The organism is uncultured Methylibium sp. (assembly GCF_902826655.1).
GTDB lineage: Bacteria > Pseudomonadota > Gammaproteobacteria > Burkholderiales > Burkholderiaceae_C > Methylibium.
In genome coordinates, this window is record NZ_CADEFR010000004.1 from 81,596 (window position 1) to 102,816 (window position 21,221).

The window sequence follows — 21,221 nt, forward strand, 5'->3', positions numbered from 1 at the left end:
GCGCCGGCTGCTTCGCACCGGCAGAGTGTTGGGGCCTATCGTCCCCAAGCTCGAATCTAGCAACAGCGCACTGCTGAGCCGTTCGCCGACGCGCGCATCGTTCTCCGTTCGCTCGGCTCGGCGGTGTTGCCGCTCGTTCCTGTTTCCCTGCTGACGTGCTCTGCGCCGCATTGCTGATCCGCGCTCAATTGAAGCGTGTGACGGCCCCGCGTGTCGGCATCAGACTCTTGGAGGTCGTTATGGACCAGCTGCTGTCCTCCCAGCCATTGGAGGATTCTTCAACGAAACACAACCCATGTGTCACCCGAGCGCCCGCCCCAGTTCAGCAACTGGGGCACGCTGTCGTGGGCTCGTCGCGGTTGACGCTGTCGCCCGAGCAACTGCACGAGCTCACCGGCTACAAGCGCGGCGCCGAGCAGGCGCGCTGGCTCAAGGAAAACGGGTTCAAGTTCCGGCTCGACCGACTCGGCAAGCCCCGCGTCGATCGCGCCCACTACGAGACCAAGATGGGATGCAAGCTGGCGACGACCGGGGAGCACATCGACGGTGGCTCGCCGAATTGGGCCGCGCTAATGGGAAGCATGACGCCATGACAGCGGAAGTGAAGATAGCGCCGCACCTCTATGCACGCATCGGGAAGCGCCGGACGCAGTATTCGACGCGCGTGGGCGGCAAGCGCGTTCCCCTCGGGTACGACGAGCAGCAGGCAAAGGCCAAGCTCGCCGCGCTGCTCGAGCTCCCCGGCACCGAAACCACCATCCGCGCCATGTGCAATGGCTACCTCGCCGAACAGCGCCAGATGCGCGCCGATGGGGACGACACAGCGCTCGGGGAAAACACGTTGATCGACTACGACCTTTGCTTGAAGACCGTCTGCAAGGTCTTCGGCGACATGCACCCGCGGGCTTTCAAGCCGGGCGATGCCGCGAAGTACCTCAAGATGCGCCGCATGCAGGGCAACGGCGTGCGGGCGAACAAGGAGATGAGCGCGCTGTCGTCGGCGTTCAACTATGGCCTGTCATCTGGCGCCGTCGACATAAACCCGTGCCGCGGGTATCGGCGCAACCCGGAGAGGCCGCGTCAACGCAAGGTCTCCATCGCAGAGCTGAACGAGTTCCTGGCCTTCGCGAAGAACAAGGGTGGCTCGAGCTACCTCGTCGCCCTCATCGGCTGCACAGTGGCGCTCACCGGCCGGCGCCGCGGCGAGATTCTGCACCTACCCAAGACGGCGATGACCGAGCAGGGCATCAACGTGAAGGACAACAAGACGAAGGCCGGCGAGGCCGAACGCTTCTACCTCGTGGGCTGGAGCCCGACGCTGCGCCAAGTCATCGCGGAAGCCATGTCGATCAAGCACCGGCGTGCGAAGAACCGCCCGCCGCTCATGTCTGGCTTTCTGTTTGCCAACCGTGATGGCCAGACCTACACAGACCACGGCTTCAAGGCCCTCTGGCAGAAGCTCATGCGCGCCTATGCGCCCGAAGGCAAGGAGTCGGCCCGCTGGTTCCGCGCGCACGACCTGCGCGCGCTATACGTGTCCGAAATGCTCGAGCAGCAGCGCGAGCCGAACACCCATAAGAACCCGCAGACGATGCGCACGGTGTACGACCGACGCAAGACGATCAAGGTGACGCCGCTCGCGTGAATTCCTACTGGCGCGCGGCTCGCACCACTCCCCCCGGACCTTGCGGAGTCGCCGAGTCGCCCAAGACCGTCGCCGGAACTGCAACCGGGGGCCGAGGCTCTCAGCACCCAAGCAACTGCGACGGCAAAGCGCCATCCGGCGTCAGTTTGCACCTCAATGGTGCAGCCTTGATGGCGTGGTTATTATGTCAACTTGCAGACACCGTTCGGAGGCTTCTTCCGTCGAATGCTACTCTGGCACGCTGCTGCCTTCAACGGGAGGTGGACGTCCATCTCGTTGCTTACCAACTACCTGACGCGCCGATCCTCTGCATCGCCGGATGCTGTACCGTTGTTCAGCATCTGGAAGACGTACAGCGAAAGGTCCGCGACCAACCGGTCGTCGTGCGTACTGAGATCCAGGCCCGTCAGATCGGAGATTCGACCAAGCCGGTGTGCAATCGTCTTTCTGTGCACACCAAGCTTCTGCGACGCTGCTTCGTGTGAACAGTTCACATCGAAGTAGACGCGCAGCGTCTGCAAGAAGAGGTCGCGCTGCTTCGGTTCCTCGTTCAGCAACTCACCAAGGTTCAGTTCCAGGAATCGCCGCATCCCGACATCATGGCGCAGACTCAGCAACATGCCGACTACGCCTGCACGGTCGTACACGACCGAGGCGGTCTTGCCCATCTGCCGTGAGACATCCAGCGCGATCTGCGCCTCCCGGTATGCGATTGCGAGAGCACGGGGAACGTGGCAGCGGCTGCTCCCACCCACCACAACCTGGCGTCCACCAAGACCGTCGCTGATGGCTTCTGCGAGACCCTTAGCAAAACGTTCGGCGTTGTCGAGCGCCTGATCGGAACACAACACGGCGATCGAGCTGCCTTGCAATGCGATCGCGCGCGCCTTCTCGCCACGTACGGTCTGCACGGCATGTGTGATCTTCTGCCGAAGGATAGAGCCCGAGCTCTGCGCAGATCCCGGAACCGTGGCGCCGAGTTCGCAGAGGTAGAGCCGCATCGGGCCCTCCAGATCCAGCTTGAGATCCGCCGCGCGGTCGATGGCCGCCGCACGTGCGGTCTCATCCGCGCGCAGCAAATCCCACAACGTTGCGTCGATCGACTCCGATCGTGCTCGGCTCGCCGATCGCTGTTCCAGCCGCTGCAAAGCAGCGATGATCGCAACTTGCGTGAGTGTCAGCTCGATGAGCTCCGAGCGATGCGCGTCGTCGAGCGTTCCGAGGATCCAGGCCACTGCCTCGCCCTCGACAAAGATGGGTTGAACTCGCCAGGACAAGCCGCCCTGGGTCATCGACAGCCCCGCGGTGGCGACGCCTTGCGCGACGACGGCGGCGGCCACTGCAGCGACTAGGCCATGCGCCCGGTCACTACCACTCCATGCCAACAGTGTGCCGTCTCTGTCGATGACGGCCACGTCCGTCTTCAGCGTCGTGGACGTGGTAGAAACGATCGCATTCAATCCGGTGCCTTGGAGCAGCAGCAGCATAAGTGTCTGCGTGAGGCTCGAGACGCTGCGCACGACGTCGAAGCGCTGGTTGAGCGCTTCATGCGCCTGCCCCAACTCCTCGACCATGCGGCGTTGCCCGGCGTAGAGTTCCGCGTTCTCTAGGGCGATCGATGTCAGATTCGCCAGCGCTGTCAGCCGGGTCGTGTCCTGTGGCGTGAATGTCGAGGGTCGACGACGCCAGACCTCCAGCACGCCGATGATGTCGTCTCGTCCGAGCAGAGGGGCCGCCAACGCCGAGCGAACGAGCTCGGCCTCGGCTAGGTGGAAGAAGTCGCGGCTGATGGCTTCGCTGGTGACATAGTCCTCGACCGAAGCTGGCTTGCGGTGTGCTAGGACGAGCCCGGCCAACCCCTGCCCGGGTCCCATCTGCAGGTTCGCCGTTTCCGGGGAGCGGTTACCGACGCAGCGGCGCATGACGATCCTGTCGTCCTGCCGCAGCAGAACGCCGCAGATGTCCGCCGACAGCAGCTGCTTGGCCTCCTGCGTGATTAGCAGCAGGATCTCGCTCAGATCGTGGCTCTTGAGAATGCGGGTGGCGACCCGTTGCAGCGCCTGCACTTCGTCGAGGTTCTGGACGGCGATCCGCTGACGCTCACAGGTCTGTACAGCAAGCGCAAAGAACCTGCAGAACACGTCCAGAGAGTCGGAGGCTTCGATCGTGACGGGATCACCCTCGATCAGCAGAGCGAGCGCTCCGGGCGCAACCGGGACAAACACGCCCCTCCCCACCCGCAGCGGTGCTTCGTGCGTCTCGAGTCCTCCGGGAAGATCCAGACCCGGTGTGTCGCTAACAAGTTCCAGCGTTGACGGGGCATGCCAGGCGCCGCCAGTGCGCAGAATGACGCGCCCGCGGGCGGCGGGGAGCAGTTCGGCGACAGCCCGTTCGGCCTCCGCGAGCAGGAGGTCGTACTGCCCACGGGCCGCGGCAGTCGCGATCGGCTCGAGAACGCCCGCCAGTGCGCCTGCCATCAGCGTTCGCTTGGAGGTGAATCGATTTCCCATGCCCCCGAGTCTGCACCGCTATGCGCGCGCCAGATCATGGGGTCATCACTGCCTTCAGGCGCTGCTGCTTGGCGAGCAGTTCGTACAGCCCCGGCGCGTCGGCCAGTCGGCCACGTGTGTCCACCACCACGGTGGGATCGAAGGCTCCGCTGGTGATCAGCCGCAACAGCTTGCGACGCAGGCGAATGCTGTCGCCGATCGCGAAGCTGAGGGTCATCTCGTCCTTGAACGCGCGGCCGACTGGAAAGGCCCAGCTTTCTGCTACGTGCGCGCCCACGGAGACGACGCGTCCGCGCGCGCGCGCCAGCGACATTGCGAAGTCGAGCGGGCCATTGCCGCCGACCGCCTCGACGACGACCTCGGCACCGTCGCCATCCGTCAGTTTCCGCACCAGCACCGCGGCGTCGTCCGGATGCACGGCGATGGATCCCTGGGCAGTCGCGAACGCCCTGCGCGTTTCGTTGGGTTCGACCAGCACGACAATCCCCGCACCGGCCACCTGCGCCGACAATGCGGCGAGCTGGCCGACCGCGCCGCCGCCGATAACTACGACGAAGTCCCCCGCTTGGGTGCTAGCGCGCTCGATCGCGACCCAGCCGGTGGCGAGGTTGTCACCCATCAGCAAGGCTGCTTCCGGTGCACACTGTTCCGGCAACTGGCCCAGGGTCTGGTCGGCAAACGGCACCCGGACGTACTCCGCCTGCGCTCCGGAGATGCTGGGGCCGAATGCGGTGCCGGTGCCGAAGAAGGCCCGCTCAGTGCACTGCCAGTGTTCGGCTCGATCGCACCAGCGGCACTGGCCGCAGGCAGTGAAATCGGAAGACATCACCTTGTCGCCCAAGCGAATTCGGTGAACTGCACGACCTACTTCCACGACCTCGCCAACGAATTCGTGTCCAATCACCGCACCCGGCGTGATGCCCGCGAAGTCGCCCTTCACTACATGCAAGTCCGTGCCGCAGATGCCGGCGTGCGTGACCTTCACGATAGCATCAGTCGCCTCGGCAATGTGCGGTTCTGGGACGTCGCTGACTTCGACGTGCCCGGGGCTCTTGTAGACGACGGCTCGCATGAGAATTGTGGTCGACGCGGTTTCCGCACTGGCCCCGACGTTTCGAGAACGCCAGGACTGATTGTGGCCCAGGGGCCTCAGAATGCTTTCAGCAAGCGCAAATTGATGCGGTCCGACTCCTTCAGACCGTTGCGCATGGACAAGTCACGTCCATAGAGAGCTGCGAAGTGCCAGCCGGGCGCGAAGCCCCACCCGAAGCCGACATGCCATCAGCAGCAGCATCGCCAACAGCGTCGGTGCTCTGATAAGGCCACCGAACTTGCGCTCGTGTGCTTCTTTGCAGCGACCCATCGGATCGTTTGTCATGCTGTCTCCTTTCGGCCGCACGAATGCGGGGCCGAAATCAGCAAGGGACCGGGAGCTCGGCGATCCGCGCGGCGATCCGCGCGGCGGCATCCTGCAACGCCTGCTGTTCTGCCGGCCGCAGCGCCAGCGGAACGATCTCCTTGAGACCGCGACGGTGCAGCCGCACGGGCAGCCCGACACGCGTGTCCACCGCCCCATAGGCGCCGCGCGAGCGCACGCACGCGGCGATGACCTCGCCGCTGTCGCGCACCATCGCGCGCACCATCGTCACGGCCGATTCGGCGGGCGAGAAGTACGCACTGCCTTTTTGCAGCAGCTTGACTACCTCGCCACCCGACTCCCGTGCCCGCTCGACCAGGGCCTCGAGCGTCTCGGCGTCGAACATCGACTCGATCGGTCGGTCGCCGACGAAGGCCTGGCTGAGCGGGATCACCATCTCGGGACCGTGACTGCCCAGCGCGACTGCACGGACCTCCTGCGGTCGCGCCTTGCCCGTCAGGCCGACGAGCGCGCAGAAACGCGCCGAGTCCAGCACACCCGCCATGCCGAGCACGCGCTCTTCCGGGAAGCCGGTCTGCTGCGCGGCCAGGTGCGTCATTTCCTCGAGCGGATTGCTCACGATCACGAGCGTCGAGTTCGGCGCATGCGTGCGGATGCCGCGGCACACCGACGTCATGATCTCGGCATTCACCGCCGTCAGGTCGGTCCGACTCATGCCCGGCTGGCGCGGCTTGCCGGCGGTGATGACGATGTACTCGGCACCGGCCAGTGCCACGAGGTCATCGCTGCCCGACAGCCGCGTGGAGAAGCCGTACAGGCCGGCGCCATGCCACATGTCCAGCGCGAGCCCAGCGGCCAGGCCCGGCACCACGTCGACGAGCGCCACCTCCGAGAAGAGATCGCTTTCGGCCAAGCGCAGGGCCGTCATGGCGCCCACGTGGCCGGCCCCGACCACGCCCGCCTTGGGCCGCCGGTCGACCGCTCGGGAAGGTTGTGCACTCGGCCCCAACGCATTGCGGCGATACAGGGCACCCGACGGCGGCAGCACCAGCGGCCGAGAACCCCTGGCGGCGGGCGGCGCAACCGGAGTCGCCGGGCGTGCGGCGGACACGGGCGCAGGGGCCGGCGCGGCAACCGGGGACTTCACGACTGGAGCCGAAGTCCGCGTCGGCAAGGCAGACGGCGTCGATGCGCCAGATGACGAACCTGCGGCTTCGACGACGATGCCGAGTTCCCGGGCCCGATCGCGTGCCAGCGGCGTTAGGCGATCGCCTGCGGCGAGGATCAGCTTGCCACCTGCGGCTTCGACGTCGGCGGCAGTCAGCATGCGAGCCATCACTTGCCCTCCAGCTGCTCGATGCAAGCGATGGCCGCGGCAGCGGCTGCCTGCACGTCGCTTTCGGTGCCCGAGATGAACAACCGCCCGAACCGGCCGAGCGCACGCACTTCGACAATCGTGATGTCGGCTGCCTTCTCGGCTTCGTTGGCGGCCAGCGAGACATAGGCGGCCGGCGACACCTCGAGCACGTACAGGCTTTGTCCGGGAATGAGCAGGTTGCCCTTGCGCCACTTGTTGATGAGCTGCGCCTGATACGGGTTGACGTTCGTCACGAACATCGACGAGGCGACCTTCGGTTTGACCCGGTCCGCCTCGGTGAGCTTCAGGTGCTCGAGCACCGCTTGACCGGCGGCCTGCACCTCGGCCTGCGTTCGCGAGTGGATCTCCAGCAGACCGAACTCCCGCTCGACGACCTGCAGAGCCGGCCTCACGTCAGCCGCCTTCAGAGCGATATCGGCGCAGCGGAAGATCTCGTTGCCCGGAGCCACCTCGATGTAGAGCTCGGACATGCCGGCCACGGGGACGTCGCCCTGGCAGGTGGCGGCGACGTGCGCCGCCGCTTGCGGCTGCATGCGGTCGACGAAGGCGTAGGTGCGCAGTTGAAAGTTATCCATGGCTCAGCTCAGTGCAATTCCAAATGGAGTGATCAACTCGGCGTGTGCATAGCCCTGGACCTTCCAGCCGAGATAGCGCGCGATGACGGCATCGGCGCCAGGGATCTGCAGGGCGCCGCCCGCCAAGTAGACTGTGCCGGGGTCCCGTCCAGCGCATTGGCGCCGGACGGACTCGGCTACGCGCTCAATGCCCGGACGCAGCAGTTGCATGACCTCTGCCCCGTGCTCGCGCTTGTGGACCTCGGCGGCCTCGACGGGAAGCTTCAGTGCGCCGGCGAGGATCAGATCGAGGTGATGGCCGCCACCTGCGAAGTCGCTCAGGGTGGCGAGTTCGCCGCCACGGAAGACGCCGACGCCGGTCGAGCCGCCACCCACGTCCACGACCGCACCATCTTTGACTTGCAGGATGGCGTTCGCCGCAGTGACCTCGTCGACGAGGCTGCGACAGTCGATCCCCGCCTGCTGCAGCACGAAGGCACAGGCACGGCAGTCACTCACCGGCACTGCCGGCGGATGCGCGGTTGCCGCTGCTTCGATCTCCATCCCGAGTGCCGCTTCACTGCTGGCCTTCAGCTGCCGTACCGCCTGCACTGCGCCATGAAAGTCGACCACGACTCCGTCGCGGACGACCTGGGCGCTGATGAAATCCCAGTACACAGGCTCACCCTGCGCGTCCACGGCAGCGATCACGACGGTCGCCGTGCCGAGGTCCACCCCGAAGCGCAGCGGCACCTGCGGCGTCGACGGTTTGCGCAGACGCGCAGCGGCGCCGTCCAGGAAGCGCTGCACACGCGCCAAGCCAGTGTCGGTCTCGGTTCGCATGAGCATCTACAGCCCCATCGTCGGCAGGTAGATGTCGCGCCAGGGGCGGTTCTGGTGGGCGACGCGCTTGATGTTGATGAGGTGCATCGGCGTCACGTTGTCCGACACGATCGAGCCGCTCCAGGTGCCAGTACCCAGCATGAACGACGGGTCGGTGCCGGCGCTGAACCCCATGCCACCGAGCAGGCTCGGCGTGTTGACGACGATGCGCGAGGCCGGCAGGTCCGACATGCGCGCCACCATCTCCGCGTCCTGGCCGTGCAGACCGAGCGTGTGGCCCTCACCGCCGAAGGCCAGCACCTCGCGGCAGCGCTGATGTGCGGCGCCAAGATCGCGTGTCCGATAGAACGACAGCACGGGTCCGAGGATCTCGGCTGACAGCGGTGTCTGCGGACCCACGTCGTCCAGCGCGGCGCCGAGCACCTTCGTCCCGGGTGGCACGGTCATGCCGATGCGCCGGGCCAGCTCGGTCGCGGTTTGACCCACAGCCTCCGGATTGAGCGCCCCGCGCCCGATAAACAGCAGCTCGGTTAGCCGGCGCTGCTGCTCGGCGTCGAGGAACACGGTGCCGTGCTGCTCGAAGGCCTTGATGGCGGCGTCGGCGATCGGCTCATCGAGCACGACCGACTGCTCCGCAACGCAGGCAGTCCCGTTGTCGAACGACTTCGACGTGATGACCATCAGCGCCGCTTCCGACACGTCCGCCACCGAACGATGGATGTAGACCGGGACGTTGCCGGCGCCGACGGCCAGCGTCGGCTTGCCCGAGGAGTAGGCAGCCCGGACCATCGCAGCCCCGCCGGTCGCCATCACGAGCGCGGTGTCGCGGTGCGCCATCAGCTCGCGCGTAGCGGGCAGCTGGCCGCCAGACAGGCACTGCAGCAGGCCGATCGGCGCGCCGGCGCGCTCGGCCGCCTCGGCCATGATCTCCACGGTCCGAACGCAACACTTCGCCGCCCGCGGATGCGGCGCGCAGACGATCGCGTTGCCCGACTTGACCGCCGCCAGGCACTTGAAGATCGTCGTCGAGGTGGGGTTTGTCACCGGGATGATCGCGGCGATCACGCCCATCGGCGCGCCGATCGCCGTAACGCGTGCCACCTCGTCGGTCCACAGCACGCCCAGGGTGCGCATCTTCTTCATCGCATGAGCGCAGAACTTGGCGTTGTAGAGGTTCTTGAGGATCTTGTGCTCGTACACCCCGTAGCCGGTCTCGTCGACTGCCAAGCGCGCCAGTTCCGCCGCGGCCACCTCGGCAGCATGGCCCATGGCATCGACGATTCGGTCGGCCTGCTCCTGGGTGACACCCTGGAAGGCCTCGAAGGCTTGGCGGGCGAGCTGCGCCTTGGTGCGCGCCTCGCCGATCGCCACGAGTTCTGGATCTAGGAAGTTGAAGTCGGTCACATCGTCACCTGCTGCTCGTCGGCCGCTGCAACCCGCGAAGCCGGGCGACGTCTTCGCGGATCAGGCCGCGGACGATCGCCTTGAACTTGTGGTCGTGGCAGTGCCGTATCGCCCACAGGGTGCGCAGGCAGTCGCGCGCCCTTTCGCGAACGCTTGTCGCCATTGCCAAAGCGCGTCAGCGCGGCTTGGGCAGGATGCCTTCAACGTCTTCGTGCGGGCGCGGGATCACGTGCACCGAGACAATCTCGCCGATCTTCCCGGCAGCGGCCGCGCCGGCATCGGTCGCGGCCTTCACCGCGCCGACGTCGCCGCGCACCATCACGGTGACAAGGCCGCCACCGATCTGCTCGCGCCCGACCAGCCGCACGTTGGCCGCCTTGACCATCGCGTCGGCGGCCTCGATCGCGCCGACCAGGCCCTTGGTCTCGATCAGCCCGAGCGCGCCGCGCGGGCCCTCGTTGACCGCGCCGGTCGTGATGGGGTTCGTTGCCATTTCAGCATCTCCTTCGGGGGTTGAAAGTGCGCCAGCGGCCTAGCGCTTCTGGAAAGTGGTTTCGCCGTCGAACTGAACCGAGTCGACGATTGCGATGATGGCGGCGTCGGTGGGAGCGTTGTGTCCGTCCGAATCGACGCGCGCGGCGCTGCCCAGCGTCACGAGCACGATCTCCCCAACGCCGGCGCCGGCCAGGTCGATCGCGACGTAGGTGGAAGACGGTTCGACGCCGTCGTCCAGCGGTGCCGAGGCCCGCACCGGCTCGAGCAACAGAAGCTTGTGCGATGCCAGCCCGGCGGCCTTGATCGATGCGACAACGTTGCCGCGAACGCGAGCCAGCTGCATCGTGCCTGTCTCCGTATCTGTTCTGGGAATGGACTGAACGGTAGAGGGCGCGCAGTGCGGCGTCATTGGCCAGCGTGGAAGGTCAAAGGGGGGCTCCGTTGTCCATGCCGCCCCTGGTGGTCACCGTTCGCCGCCCCTAGAGTTGCCCCAAGAGTTCGCCAGAACGAGCCTGCGTGCGCAAGGACCAAACGGAGACAAGACGTGATCAAGGATCAGGACGCGGAATTCCACGTCACCGACTCGGACCCGACCTGGGCTGAGACGAACTTCTTCGGCTTCTTCAACGCCGAGCACAAGCTGAACGTGGGCGTGTATGCGCTCTTCCGGCCGAACCTTGGCGTCGTCAGCTCAACGATCTGTATGAATTCGGGCCGCGCCGTCACGCCCTGGGAAGCGGACTTCTGCGATCTGCGCTCCGCGATGCCGATCCCGACGCCGCGCTCGCTGCTGGACTACAAGCTGCTCAACACGCTGCACGTGCGCTGCCTGGAACCGAACCGCGTCTGGCACATCGGCTATGACGACCAGCAGGGCACGCGCATCGATGTGCGCTACGAAGCGCTGATGCCGGCGTTCGACATCCATGACCCAGAGATAGACCCGATGTGCGGCTCCGAGGGTGAGGCAGGCAAGTTCGCCTGGGGTACCGCGTACAACGGCCACTTCGACCAGACCGGCCACTTCAAGGGCAGCGTGGCGATCCGCGGACGCGAGGTGCCGATCGACTGCGTCTCAACGATGGACCACAGCTGGGGGGCCCGTCCCGAGCGTGGCAAGCCCAACATGAGCTGGTTGCACGCGCACTTTTCGAAGGACCTGGCCGTGCACGGCATCTTCGGGTTCGACCAGACGCGCAATGGCGTCGAGCTCTGGCTCGCCCATGGCTACGTGATGGAGCGCGGCCGCATCGTCGGGCTGAAGGCCGGCACGGGACAGGTCGAGCGCCCGCAGGAACGCTACCCCGAGCAGTTGCAGCTGCAGGTGACGGACGCCAAGGACCGCGTCTGGAAGCTGCGCGGCCGTGCGCTGACCACGTTCCCTTGGCAGTGCTGGCCCAACATGATCTCTTTCAACTCCTTGTGCGCGTGGGAGATGAACGGCTTGAAGGGTCACGGCGAGGTCCAGGACTTCTTTGAACTGCCGCAACTGAACGCGCTGAACAGCGTCGAGTCCACGCGCCGCCCGTCACGTCCCCTCTGACGTCCCACGAACCGAAAGGAGCCGAGGTACGCCGTGACCCGCGCGATCCTGTTCGACCTCGATGGCACGCTCGTCGACACGCGAGCCGCGTCATGGCAGTTGTTCTCTGAGACGAATCTCGCGTTCGCACTCGGAATCGACTCGCGCGAGGCCTTCTTCCGGGCCTTCGAAGGCAACTTCTTCGAGTCCCTGGCCAAGCTCTGCCCCGATCCGCAGCGCGCCGCGGCTGTCAAGGCACACTTCATGGAGCTGCTGCGCACGCGCTACCACCCTGCACTGATCCCGGGCATGGTCGACGTGGTGCGCGCGCTGGCGCCTCACAGCACGCTGGCCGTCATCTCGACGAACGGCATCGAGGCGATCCGTCGCATTCTGGTCGGTGCCGATCTGGCCAACTGCTTCTCGCACGTCTTCTCAGGTGACGTTGAGCCGCGCAAGTCGGTTTCGATCCGCCGTTTTCTCGGGGATCACCGCTATGCAGTGCACCGCGCCTGCTCGCCGGCCTATCACGATGGCGAAGCCAGCCACGCGTCGCTGCAGGCGCAGGATGTCGTGTTGGTTACCGACACCGTCGGAGACGTCCGGGAGGCCCGCGAAGCCGGCATCCGCGCGATCGGCGTGACCTGGGGCATGCACAGCGAACGCCAATTGCTCGATGCCGGCGCCGAACGCGTGGCGCTGTGGCCGCAGGAACTGGTCGCCTGGCTGCGCGACGCCGATGCGCCTGCGACGAGTTGCGGCTGCTCGAGCGGGTCGGCAGACAGCTGTGCATTGCCGCCAGCACCAGCGCCTGCTGTCCGCGCTGCAGCCGCGCCACCAACGGGCGACCCAGTGAGAGAGGTGGCGCGCCATCGCCGCGAACGCCAGCTTCACACCCGGTTGCAGGCCGCTGCCGCGACAGCTCGTGCGGCACCCGGCGCCAGCATGGCCTCGGCAGTGTCCGGCCCGAGCGCACGCACCGAGCTGATGTCCTCGCTGCAACGAATCCTGAGAGAAGGAGACCACTGAGCGGCACACAACAGATCGCCTAGACGTCGAGGGCTCACCCAGCGAACACCCTCCCTACCTCAAGACCAGGGAGACACCGTGAAGTCATTGTGGAAGGCTTCAACAGCTTCGAGACTTCGACGAGGCCGTACGATCTTCCTCGCCTCGGCGCTGAGCATGGGTGTAGCGGCCCAGTCACGCTGTCGAAAACCCCCGAGCTGCACGTCGGGAGCCTCTCGCGCGAGTTCCAGATCCTGCGCCCGACGACGAGAGACGGCGATTCGCACTTTGAAATGATGAGCAAGGCGGCGCTGGACGGCAAGCGAGGGCAGCCGAGCTGGGGCAGGTTGTGCTGGTGGACTAACAACAACGATCGGAGACAACACATGGATTATCAGAAACAGAAACGCGACCGGCCCGCCGACGACGGGCTGCGCTTGCAGGGCCCGACCTACATCGGCCACTTCAATGACTTGCCGCCCGTTCTGGACGGAATCCTCGGCGACGGCATGATGAGAGCGCGCACGAAGGGCAAGACCCGCATGAAGGTCAGCAGGGCGAATGTGCTGTGCGACCAGCTCACAATCCCCGAGCTGAACGACCTCAATGACCAGCTTGCCTGGAACACCTACGACGTGGCCGTGATGCGCGCCAACGAGAGTGGCACCGGAATGAGCCCGCGCCAGGAGAGCACGACATGAAGGCGCAGTGCTCCGCCGCGCCGGTTCCGACCGTCGACGCTCCCAGTCTTGTCCACCTGATCCAGGAGATCGACGGCATGGACACGGCGAAGTTCGGTGGCAAGGCCGCTGGGCTGGCACGCATGGCCGCCGCTGGCATTCCCGTTCCGCCAGCCTTCGTCATTGGCACGGATGCCTACCGCGCCTTCCGCGATTCCGGCGATCTGCCGGAGGACCTGATGTCCCAGGTCGATCGTGCAATGGGCGTGCTCGAAAGTCACACCAGCCGCTCATTCGGCGGTCTGAGTGCGTTGCCGCTGCTCGTATCCGTGCGGTCAGGGTCGCAGGTCAGCATGCCCGGCATGATGGACACGGTCCTGAACCTAGGCATCACCTGTCGTGGCGCGCAGCGCCTGGTGCAGGAGACCGGCAACGCCGCCTTTGCCGTCGACACCTGGGTGCGCTTCTGGCGCATGTTCGCCGAGATCGTGCTGAACCTGGAGGCCGAGGTGATCGAGCACGCGGTCGCATCGCTGTTGGACCAGACGCGCCGTGAGCCCTCCGAGGAGAACTTCCTCCGGCTGGAGACCGCCGTTCTCGGTGCAATCGTTGCGCAAGGCGTCAACGACGTCAGCGCCGATCCGACCTGGCAACTGCGTCGGGCGATCGCCGCGGTGTTCGAGTCCTGGGACAGCCGGCGCGCGCGCGCCTATCGCGCGCACCACAAGATCTCTGACAAACTGGGGACCGCAGTGACCATACAGGCGATGGTCTTCGGCAACCTGGACGGCCGCTCGGGCTCCGGAGTCGCCTTCACCCGCAACCCGAACACCGGCGAGCGCGAGTTGTACGGCGAGTTTCTCGCCGGCCGCCAGGGCGAGGATCTGGTGTCCGGCTCTGCCACGCCATCGCCGCTCGGGGCACCCGGCGGGCTGTCCGAGGCCCATCACCGCGAATTGGCCGACCACGGGCATCGCCTTGAGGAGATGTACGGCGACGCAGTGGACATCGAGTTCACCGTCGAAGGCGACCAACTCTATTTCCTGCAGGTCCGCCCTGCCAAGCGGACAGCGGCAGCGGCCGTCCGGATTGCCACCGAGCTGGTCGACGAAGGCATGCTGGGCCGTGCCGCCGCGCTGAAGCGGGTCAGCGTCGAGCAGCTCAAGAGGCTGCTGCGACCCGCTTTCGAACCCGCTGTGCTGGTTCGAACCCGTCCGCTGCTCGAAGGGATCGGGGCCAGCCCCGGACACGCCTACGGCATTGCCGTGCTGGACGCGGACCGTGCGGCCACAGTGGCGGCCTCGGGCGAGCGAGTGATCCTGGTGCGCCCCACAACCAGTCCGCAAGACATCCGCGGGATGTTGGCCTCGCGGGCCATCGTCACGGCCAAGGGCGGCGCGCTCAGTCACGCCGCGGTGGTCTCCCGTGCGCTCGACGTTCCGTGTGTGGTCGGCTGTGAGGCCATGGAGGTCGACCTCGCTGCGCGCAGCTTCACCGTCGGCGATGAGCGCCTGGAGGAAGGTGCTCCGCTTTCCGTGGACGGTGCGACGGGCAAGGTGTACAGCGGCCTGCTTCCGCTGGAGCCGGCTTCGCAGGCGACCGAACAGATCGACCGCTTGCTCGTCTGGGCAGACGATCGCACCCAAGCGTCGTTCTGGGCAGGCAGTGTCGGCGCCGCGGATGCGCAGACCGCACTGCGACAGTCACCTCGCGGCTTCGGCGTCGTGGCGCTGACGGAGCTGATGATCGCCGACGAGACGCTGGGCGACTTCATCGATGCGGTCAACGACCTCGGGCAGCAACCCGACCGGAAGTCGACGCAGGATCGGCTCGCCTGTCTTGCCTACCAGGCTTGCCAGCGGCTGATGCTCGAGTCGGCCGGCACGCCGATCGACCTGCGGCTGCCCAACCTGGGTTCACCCCGCGCGCAGCGCATGATCGGAAGTTGGGCATCGCTTGCACCGCGGCTGTTTCTGCCGCTGGGCCTGAAGGGCCTGTACGTGGCGCTGCTTCGCGGCATTGCGGATGCCGCGCGCGAGACCGGTCATGCGCAGACCACGCCGCTGGTGCCCGGCATCACGGCCGCATCCGAACTGCACGCCTTCAGGCGCGCCGCAGCGGGCCTCGGACTGAACCAGGTCGGCGTGGTCCTGCAGAGCCCCGCCGGCATTGCGGAGGCGCACGGCATCGCCGAAGGCGCCAGTGCGGTCTGGGTCGACCTGCGCGAGATCATCAGGACGTACTACGGCTATCCGAGCGCGCTGTCCTTCGCCGACGACGTCTTCGAGTCTTATGTCGCTGACGGGTACTTGGCGCACAACCCGCGGACGGCCTTGGGCAGCAAGGTCGCCGAGATGTTCGCGGGCGTCGCGGCGGTGGCGGCGCAACGGCCGGAGGTGCGCATCGGCGTCGAATGCGGCGATGGCTCCGCGCTCAGCTTGGTCGAGGATCTGTACCGCAGCGGCATTCGCTTGTTTTCGCTGCCCACCACGGCGCTGCCCTCGGCACGTCTGGCGCTCGGGCAACTGGCGGTCAAGGAGTCATCGACATGAGTGACCTCAGTCAACTGAGAGGCAGCGCCCTCGGCTTTGTCGAGACGCAGGGGAAGACGGCGGCGACACTGGCCGCCGACGCGATGGTCAAGGCAGCGAACGTCCGGCTGCTGACGATGCAACAGCCCGGGGGCGGCATCATCACAATCATCGTGCGCGGAGACGTCGGTGCCGTGAAGGCCGCTGTCGACGCGGGCGAGGCGGCGGCCAAGGTGGTCGGCAAGGTGCGCTCGGCGCACGTCATTCCACGGCCGCACGACGACGTGGAAGACCTCCTCGAGCGTCCGCCCGTCCGCTGAGGCACGGCGTGCGCCGTGCGTCGGACTCGCCGCGCAAGCGGCGTTCAACTTCCGCGACCTCGGCGGGCAGCCGACAGCCGACGCGTGCGCGAAGGAGTGATCTTTCGGAGCGACGCACCGCACGCGCTGACGCCCTGTGCGTCGCGGTCCTGCGGGATCGCATGGGACTGCATGCCGAAATCGACCTGGGCCTCGCCGACAAGGTCGCCGAGGAAGGACGTTGCTTGCGGGGCGAGCATGTCATCCCGTTCGTGAGCACCACGCCGGGAGATGGCATCCGTCGACAGGCCGGCGCCCGATCAGTTGATGGACCATCTCCATGCACGCTGCTTGGCGTCGGACACGAGCCCGTCGAACGGAACGCCGAGTTCTCCGGGTTGCCGACGCAGTTCCACTATCGAGCGCACTTGGCTGCATGCCCCCGGTCGTCTATGCCGTCGAAGAAGCTCCGATCCGGCGCTTGCTCGCAACGTTGGAGAACGAACGACTTCGGCGGCGCCCGGGGTTGGGCCGCCCGCTGCGGGATCGGCTCCTTGCGCCGTCGCTGCGCTGGAACGGCAACGTCTGGATCCGCGCCGACTGCCGCGCCTTCCGCTGTACACCTGTGCGCACCACGCTGAATGCCGCGATGCCCGACTCCGTCGATGCGCTCCTCACTCGCTCTGCTGCCCGCCGAACCGACAGGCCGGCACTCATTGTCGATGTGCATCGGTGGGGCTTTGCGGAGCTGAAGCTGTGCTGTATCATCGTCGCTGTTGGTGCTCGTCGAGGCGCTCTGCCAAGACAGTTCAACGGGAATCAGGGAGGTCGAGGTCGGACGGACCGACACCTAACCTGAGCTGCCCCCGCAACGGTAAGCGGACGGCAAGGCCAGATCGGCCTGCCGGTTCGTGACAACAGGCCACTGGGATGCATCGCCGGTCAAAGGATGGGGCGATGACGACTGGGAAGGCGTCACGGATAGTCTCCGTCAGCCCGGATACCGGCCAACGAAGTGGCGAACGGTTCTTGCGGTTCGCTGTAAGGCGCATGGCTGCGGGGAAGCGGCCGAGCGCGATTGGTCCGTGTCTTCGTCATGACTTCCTCGTCCTTCGGCTGCGCGCAGCGTGTCGCTGCCGCTCTCGTTCCCTTTGCCCTTTCCCCCGTTGCCATGGCTCAGTCGGCGCCGCCGACTGCGCTCGAACGGGTGGTCGTCACCGCCAACCGAACGCCGCAGCCGCTGGCCACGGTGCTCGCCGATCTCACCGTCATCGACCGCGACGAGATCGAGCGTACCGGCGTGGCCGGCGTGGCTGATCTGCTGGCCCGCCATCCCGGCATCGAGATCACGCGTAACGGCGGTCTTGGCAACTCGACAAGCGTGTTCATCCGCGGCGGCGAAACGCGCCACACGGCCGTCTACGTCGACGGCGTCCGCTTGGACTCGCAATCCACCGGTGGCGCCGTGTGGGAGCAGATCCCGCTCGACCAGATCGAACGCATCGAGATCCTGCGCGGACCAGCCGCGGCCATCTATGGCTCGGACGCCATCGCGGGCGTGGTCCAACTCTTCACGAAGCGCGGCCAGGGGCCTGCCCGCCCGACGGCCTCGCTGACCGTCGGCTCGTACAACACGGTGCAGGGCCAGGTCGGCGTCAGCGGCTCGGCCAACGCACTGAACTACGCACTGTCGGGAGTCCGGGGCCGCAGCGACGGCTTCGACGCCACAAAGCCCGGCGCCTTCGGGCACAACCCCGACAAGGACGGCTGGAAGCGCAGTTCGGTGCAGGGTCGCGTCGGCTACCAGATCAACGCCGAGCATCGCGTGGATGCCTCCCTGCTCGCCAGTAACCTGAAGTCAAGCTACGACGGCTCGGCCACAACCAATGACGAGAACCACCACACGCTGCGCACCGGCAACGTGGTCTGGCAGGGCCGCTGGAACGCCGATTCGACGACCCGTCTGCAGGTCGGTCAGACCCGCAGCACCTACGAAACCCAGCCGAGCTTCTACCGGACCGAGACGACGCTGAACGACTACACCCTGCTGCACGAGCAGAAGGTCGGCGGCAACGTGTTCACCGGCACGCTGGAACGGCGCGAGGACAAGCTCTTCAACCCCGAAACCGCGTTCAGCGCGGCCTTCGGCGGCAAGCGTCATCAGGACGCCATCGGCCTGGGCTGGCGCGGCGATTTCGGCGACCATGGCCTGCAGGCGCATGTGCGCCGCGACGACGACAGCGAGTTCGGCGGCAAGAGCACCGGCAGCCTGGCTTGGGGCTGGAAGTTCCTGCCCGAGTGGCGCGTGACGGCTGCGGCCGCCACGTCCTTCCGCGTGCCGACCCTGTACCAGCGCTTCAGCGAGTACGGCGTGGCCAGCCTCGTGCCCGAGTCCGGTCGCAATGTCGAACTGGGCTTGCGTTGGGCTGCCGCGGGCGGCGAAGCGAGCCTGACGGCGTGGCGCAACAAGGTCATCAATCTGATCGAGTTTGGTCCGCCTGGCCCGTGCCTGAACGCCTTCGGCTGCTACCAGAACGTCGGCCGCGCCGAACTGGAAGGTGTCACGCTCGCCGGTCGTACCGACTTGGACGGCGTCACGCTGCGCGCCTCGCTGGGCTGGCACGACCCACGCAACGTTGACACCGACAAGGTGCTGCGGCGCCGCGCCAAGCGGCTGGCGACCTTCGGTGCCGAGACGGTGCTGGCAGGCTGGACGGTGGGCACCGAAGTGCAGGCTGCGGGACTGCGATACGAGAACGCGGCCAATACCCAGGTGCTCGGTGGCTTCGGCCTCGTGAATCTCTACGTCAGCACGCAGCTGAACCCGGGGATGTCGCTCGAGGCGCGCATCGACAACCTCGGCGACAAGTCCTACGAGTTGGCGCGCAACTACGCGACCGCCCGCCGCAACGGCCAGGTCTTGCTGCGCTGGTCGCTCTGAGTCATCGCGATCCGACCCCCGCCTGACAGTCACTCGAGTTGTCGACATGGCCGCCGCCCTGCTGATCGCCGCCCCGGCCTCTGGCCAGGGCAAGACCACGGTGTCGGCGGCACTGGCGCGGCTGCACGAACGGCAGGGCCGGCGCGTGCGCTGCTTCAAGTGCGGTCCCGACTTCCTCGATCCGATGTGGCTGGAAGCGGCGAGCGGCTGCCCGGTCGACGCCCTGGACCTGTGGATCAACGGCCCCGACGACTGCGCGCAGCGCCTGGCCGCTGCCGCCAGCAAGGCCGACCTCATCATCGTCGAAGGCGTCATGGGCCTCTTCGATGGCGAGCCCAGCGCCGCGGACCTGGCGCAGCGCTTCGGCATCCCGGTGGCGGCGGTGATCGACGCCGGTGCGATGGCCGGTACCTTCGCCGCCGTGGCGCATGGTCTGCGCCACTGGCAGCCTGCCCTGCCGTGGGCGGGGGTCTTCGCCAACCGGGTTGGCAGCCCCCGGCACGCCGACATGTTGCGCGAAGCGCTGGACCCTTCGCGGCCCGATGACGGCGGCCCGTGGCTGGGCCACCTGGCGCGCAGTGACACCATCGCCCTGCCCGAGCGCCACCTGGGTCTGACGATGCCCGCCGAAGCAGCGGACACGCTGGCCAGGCTCGATGCCGCCGCGAATGCCGTTGCGGGCCAGCCCCTGGGGCGCGACCTCGCCGCCTGGCCTCGGTGGCAGCCACCGCAGGCTCCGCAGCCGGCGCCTCGCCAGCGGCCCCTGGCCGGGCGGCGCATCGCCGTGGCGCGCGACGCGGCTTTCGCGTTCGTTTATCCCGCCAACCTCGAGGTCCTGCGCGACCTCGGTGCGCGGCCGGTGTTGTTCTCCCCGTTGGCCGGCGACCCCTTGCCGCCCTGCGACGCGCTGTGGCTACCCGGCGGCTATCCCGAGTTGCACGCGGCGCGGCTGGCCGAACTCTCCGGGTTGCGCGCGCAGATTGCGGCGCATGTGCAGTCGGGCAAGCCGCTGTGGGCCGAGTGCGGTGGCCTGATGGTGCTGGCCGAGCACCTGGTCGACGCCGCGGGCCGACCACATGCCCTCTGGGGCCTGCTGCCGGGAACTGCCATGCTGGGGCGGCGCCTCGCGGCCTTGGGTCCGCATGAGATGCCGCTCGCGGGAGAGGCGATGCCACTGCGCGGGCACAGCTTCCACTGGTCCCGCCTCGAGACCACGCTCGAGCCTGCCTCCTTCACCACGCCGCAGCGCCGGTCCGCAGCCGCTGGCGGCGGCGAGGCGGTCTACGAGCTCGGCAGCCTGCGCGCGAGCTGGTTCCACCCGTGGTTCGCCTCGTCACCTGCCGCGGCCGCCCGCTTGTTCGACACGCCCTCGCCGTTCCGGCCATGACGCAGGCACGACATGAACTGATCCTGGGCGGCGCCAAGTGCGGCAAGTCGCGCACCGCGGAATGCCGTGCCGCCAGATGGCTGGGCGAAGGCGGCAACCGGCGCGCGGCGCTGGTGGCCACGGCGCTTCCCGGCAAAGTCACCGGCGATGCGGAGATGGACCGGCGCATCGCGCGGCATCGCGCGGACCGTGCGGCCCGCGTCCCGCAACTGCAGACCGTCGAAGCGGCGGATGCCCTCGGCGGCACCCTGCAGGGTCTGTCGGACCCGCAACTCCTCATCGTGGTCGACTGCTTGACGCTTTGGCTGACCCAGATCCTGATGCCGCTGCCCGGACGGGTCGCGTCAGCCGCGCTCTGGCACCAGGAGCGGGCGGCCTTGCTGTCGGCCCTGAGCGAGAGCGCCTCGCCCATCGTGCTGGTGTCCAACGAGATCGGCCTGGGGGTGCTGCCGACGTCGCGCGAGGCGCGCGAATTCATCGACACGCTGGGTCTGCTTCACCAGGCCGTGGCCGGGCTCTGCGGCCGCGTGACCTTGATGGTGGCCGGCTGTGAACTGAGCGTGAAGGACGAACCTTGATCCGCACTGAACCGCCCATTCGGTCCTCCACACGGTCCATCGGGAAGAGGCCGCAGCCACGCGCGGCG

Annotated in this window: 19 protein-coding genes and 1 riboswitch; of the genes, 10 read left to right on the plus strand and 9 right to left on the minus strand. The window is 67.1% G+C overall.

Annotated elements, in window-relative coordinates; genetic code table 11:
• The first annotated feature begins 239 nt into the window (after positions 1–239).
• Both QZV97_RS03330 and QZV97_RS03335 read left to right on the plus strand, forming a co-directional pair.
• Entirely contained in the window at positions 240–593 is a 354-nt protein-coding gene (locus QZV97_RS03330; RefSeq protein WP_295638405.1) for a DUF4224 domain-containing protein, read from the plus strand.
• Positions 590–1,645 carry a hypothetical protein gene (locus tag QZV97_RS03335; RefSeq protein ID WP_295638407.1) on the plus strand — a complete coding sequence of 352 codons (1,056 nt, stop codon included), beginning with the start codon at positions 590–592 and terminating at the stop codon, positions 1,643–1,645. Before QZV97_RS03330 ends, QZV97_RS03335 begins: the two co-directional genes overlap by 4 nt.
• A 287-nt stretch (positions 1,646–1,932) precedes the next feature.
• Here QZV97_RS03335 and QZV97_RS03340 read toward each other — a convergent pair whose 3' ends face one another.
• The 9 genes from QZV97_RS03340 to QZV97_RS03380 form a co-directional block, all read right to left on the minus strand.
• Positions 1,933–4,155 carry a helix-turn-helix domain-containing protein gene (locus QZV97_RS03340; protein ID WP_295638409.1) on the minus strand — a complete coding sequence of 741 codons (2,223 nt, stop codon included), beginning with the start codon at positions 4,153–4,155 and terminating at the stop codon, positions 1,933–1,935.
• Positions 4,156–4,189: 34 nt separating this feature from the next.
• Positions 4,190–5,227, minus strand: a complete 1,038-nt coding sequence (locus QZV97_RS03345; protein WP_295638412.1) for an alcohol dehydrogenase catalytic domain-containing protein — start codon at positions 5,225–5,227, stop codon at positions 4,190–4,192.
• A 144-nt stretch (positions 5,228–5,371) separates the two neighbouring features.
• Positions 5,372–5,533, minus strand: coding sequence for a hypothetical protein (locus tag QZV97_RS03350; RefSeq protein WP_295638414.1), 162 nt, complete (start codon positions 5,531–5,533; stop codon positions 5,372–5,374).
• 37 nt (positions 5,534–5,570) lie between these two features.
• Positions 5,571–6,860, minus strand: coding sequence for a malate dehydrogenase (locus QZV97_RS03355; protein WP_295638416.1), 1,290 nt, complete (start codon positions 6,858–6,860; stop codon positions 5,571–5,573).
• A gap of 8 nt (positions 6,861–6,868) precedes the next feature.
• The gene (locus tag QZV97_RS03360) at positions 6,869–7,444 is read right to left on the minus strand and encodes a BMC domain-containing protein (RefSeq protein WP_295638419.1); all 576 of its coding nucleotides are present in this window, start codon (positions 7,442–7,444) and stop codon (positions 6,869–6,871) included.
• Positions 7,445–7,489: 45 nt separating this feature from the next.
• On the minus strand, positions 7,490–8,314 hold the full coding sequence (gene eutJ / locus QZV97_RS03365; protein WP_295638421.1) for an ethanolamine utilization protein EutJ: 825 nt from the start codon (positions 8,312–8,314) through the stop codon (positions 7,490–7,492).
• Positions 8,315–9,712, minus strand: coding sequence for an aldehyde dehydrogenase family protein (locus tag QZV97_RS03370; protein WP_295638424.1), 1,398 nt, complete (start codon positions 9,710–9,712; stop codon positions 8,315–8,317).
• Between the two features lie 175 nt (positions 9,713–9,887).
• Positions 9,888–10,205: an ethanolamine utilization microcompartment protein EutM gene (gene eutM, locus QZV97_RS03375; protein ID WP_295638427.1), complete on the minus strand. Its 318-nt coding sequence runs from the start codon at positions 10,203–10,205 to the stop codon at positions 9,888–9,890.
• Between the two features lie 39 nt (positions 10,206–10,244).
• The gene (locus tag QZV97_RS03380) at positions 10,245–10,550 is read right to left on the minus strand and encodes a EutN/CcmL family microcompartment protein (RefSeq protein WP_295638430.1); all 306 of its coding nucleotides are present in this window, start codon (positions 10,548–10,550) and stop codon (positions 10,245–10,247) included.
• A gap of 201 nt (positions 10,551–10,751) precedes the next feature.
• On the opposite strand from QZV97_RS03380, the gene QZV97_RS03385 reads away from it, so the two are divergent.
• The 8 genes from QZV97_RS03385 to QZV97_RS03420 all read left to right on the plus strand — a co-directional run bounded on the left by QZV97_RS03385 (position 10,752) and on the right by QZV97_RS03420 (position 21,153).
• The gene (locus QZV97_RS03385) at positions 10,752–11,750 is read left to right on the plus strand and encodes a hypothetical protein (protein WP_295638433.1); all 999 of its coding nucleotides are present in this window, start codon (positions 10,752–10,754) and stop codon (positions 11,748–11,750) included.
• A gap of 33 nt (positions 11,751–11,783) precedes the next feature.
• Positions 11,784–12,758, plus strand: a complete 975-nt coding sequence (locus QZV97_RS03390; protein WP_295638436.1) for an HAD family hydrolase — start codon at positions 11,784–11,786, stop codon at positions 12,756–12,758.
• An 89-nt stretch (positions 12,759–12,847) separates the two neighbouring features.
• The gene (locus tag QZV97_RS03395; protein ID WP_295638439.1) at positions 12,848–13,438 is read left to right on the plus strand and encodes a hypothetical protein; all 591 of its coding nucleotides are present in this window, start codon (positions 12,848–12,850) and stop codon (positions 13,436–13,438) included.
• Positions 13,435–15,969 (plus strand): pyruvate, phosphate dikinase, encoded by a 2,535-nt coding sequence (locus QZV97_RS03400; RefSeq protein ID WP_295638442.1) that lies wholly within the window; start codon positions 13,435–13,437, stop codon positions 15,967–15,969. The genes QZV97_RS03395 and QZV97_RS03400 overlap by 4 nt, the downstream gene beginning before the upstream one ends.
• The gene (locus QZV97_RS03405; RefSeq protein ID WP_295638445.1) at positions 15,966–16,268 is read left to right on the plus strand and encodes a BMC domain-containing protein; all 303 of its coding nucleotides are present in this window, start codon (positions 15,966–15,968) and stop codon (positions 16,266–16,268) included. Before QZV97_RS03400 ends, QZV97_RS03405 begins: the two co-directional genes overlap by 4 nt.
• A gap of 739 nt (positions 16,269–17,007) precedes the next feature.
• Positions 17,008–17,274: riboswitch (cobalamin riboswitch) on the plus strand.
• Between the two features lie 144 nt (positions 17,275–17,418).
• Positions 17,419–19,188, plus strand: a complete 1,770-nt coding sequence (locus QZV97_RS03410; protein WP_295638447.1) for a TonB-dependent receptor — start codon at positions 17,419–17,421, stop codon at positions 19,186–19,188.
• Between the two features lie 46 nt (positions 19,189–19,234).
• Positions 19,235–20,575 (plus strand): cobyrinate a,c-diamide synthase, encoded by a 1,341-nt coding sequence (locus QZV97_RS03415; protein WP_295638450.1) that lies wholly within the window; start codon positions 19,235–19,237, stop codon positions 20,573–20,575.
• Positions 20,572–21,153, plus strand: coding sequence for a bifunctional adenosylcobinamide kinase/adenosylcobinamide-phosphate guanylyltransferase (locus QZV97_RS03420; protein WP_295638453.1), 582 nt, complete (start codon positions 20,572–20,574; stop codon positions 21,151–21,153). Before QZV97_RS03415 ends, QZV97_RS03420 begins: the two co-directional genes overlap by 4 nt.
• Positions 21,154–21,221: the final 68 nt, after the last annotated feature.

Bases quoted from the DNA above. Each gene is read 5' to 3' on its own strand.
- QZV97_RS03415 (WP_295638450.1), top strand. From the start codon at position 19,235: ATGGCCGCCGCCCTGCTGATCGCCGCCCCGGCCTCTGGCCAGGGCAAG.
- QZV97_RS03420 (WP_295638453.1), top strand. From the start codon at position 20,572: ATGACGCAGGCACGACATGAACTGATCCTGGGCGGCGCCAAGTGCGGC.
- QZV97_RS03355 (WP_295638416.1), bottom strand. From the start codon at position 6,860: ATGCTGACTGCCGCCGACGTCGAAGCCGCAGGTGGCAAGCTGATCCTC.
- QZV97_RS03335 (WP_295638407.1), top strand. From the start codon at position 590: ATGACAGCGGAAGTGAAGATAGCGCCGCACCTCTATGCACGCATCGGG.
- QZV97_RS03340 (WP_295638409.1), bottom strand. From the start codon at position 4,155: ATGGGAAATCGATTCACCTCCAAGCGAACGCTGATGGCAGGCGCACTG.
- QZV97_RS03410 (WP_295638447.1), top strand. From the start codon at position 17,419: ATGGCTCAGTCGGCGCCGCCGACTGCGCTCGAACGGGTGGTCGTCACC.
- QZV97_RS03330 (WP_295638405.1), top strand. From the start codon at position 240: ATGGACCAGCTGCTGTCCTCCCAGCCATTGGAGGATTCTTCAACGAAA.
- QZV97_RS03345 (WP_295638412.1), bottom strand. From the start codon at position 5,227: ATGCGAGCCGTCGTCTACAAGAGCCCCGGGCACGTCGAAGTCAGCGAC.
- eutJ (WP_295638421.1), bottom strand. From the start codon at position 8,314: ATGCTCATGCGAACCGAGACCGACACTGGCTTGGCGCGTGTGCAGCGC.
- QZV97_RS03405 (WP_295638445.1), top strand. From the start codon at position 15,966: ATGAGTGACCTCAGTCAACTGAGAGGCAGCGCCCTCGGCTTTGTCGAG.
- QZV97_RS03380 (WP_295638430.1), bottom strand. From the start codon at position 10,550: ATGCAGCTGGCTCGCGTTCGCGGCAACGTTGTCGCATCGATCAAGGCC.
- eutM (WP_295638427.1), bottom strand. From the start codon at position 10,205: ATGGCAACGAACCCCATCACGACCGGCGCGGTCAACGAGGGCCCGCGC.
- QZV97_RS03360 (WP_295638419.1), bottom strand. From the start codon at position 7,444: ATGCAGCCGCAAGCGGCGGCGCACGTCGCCGCCACCTGCCAGGGCGAC.
- QZV97_RS03400 (WP_295638442.1), top strand. From the start codon at position 13,435: ATGAAGGCGCAGTGCTCCGCCGCGCCGGTTCCGACCGTCGACGCTCCC.
- QZV97_RS03350 (WP_295638414.1), bottom strand. From the start codon at position 5,533: ATGACAAACGATCCGATGGGTCGCTGCAAAGAAGCACACGAGCGCAAG.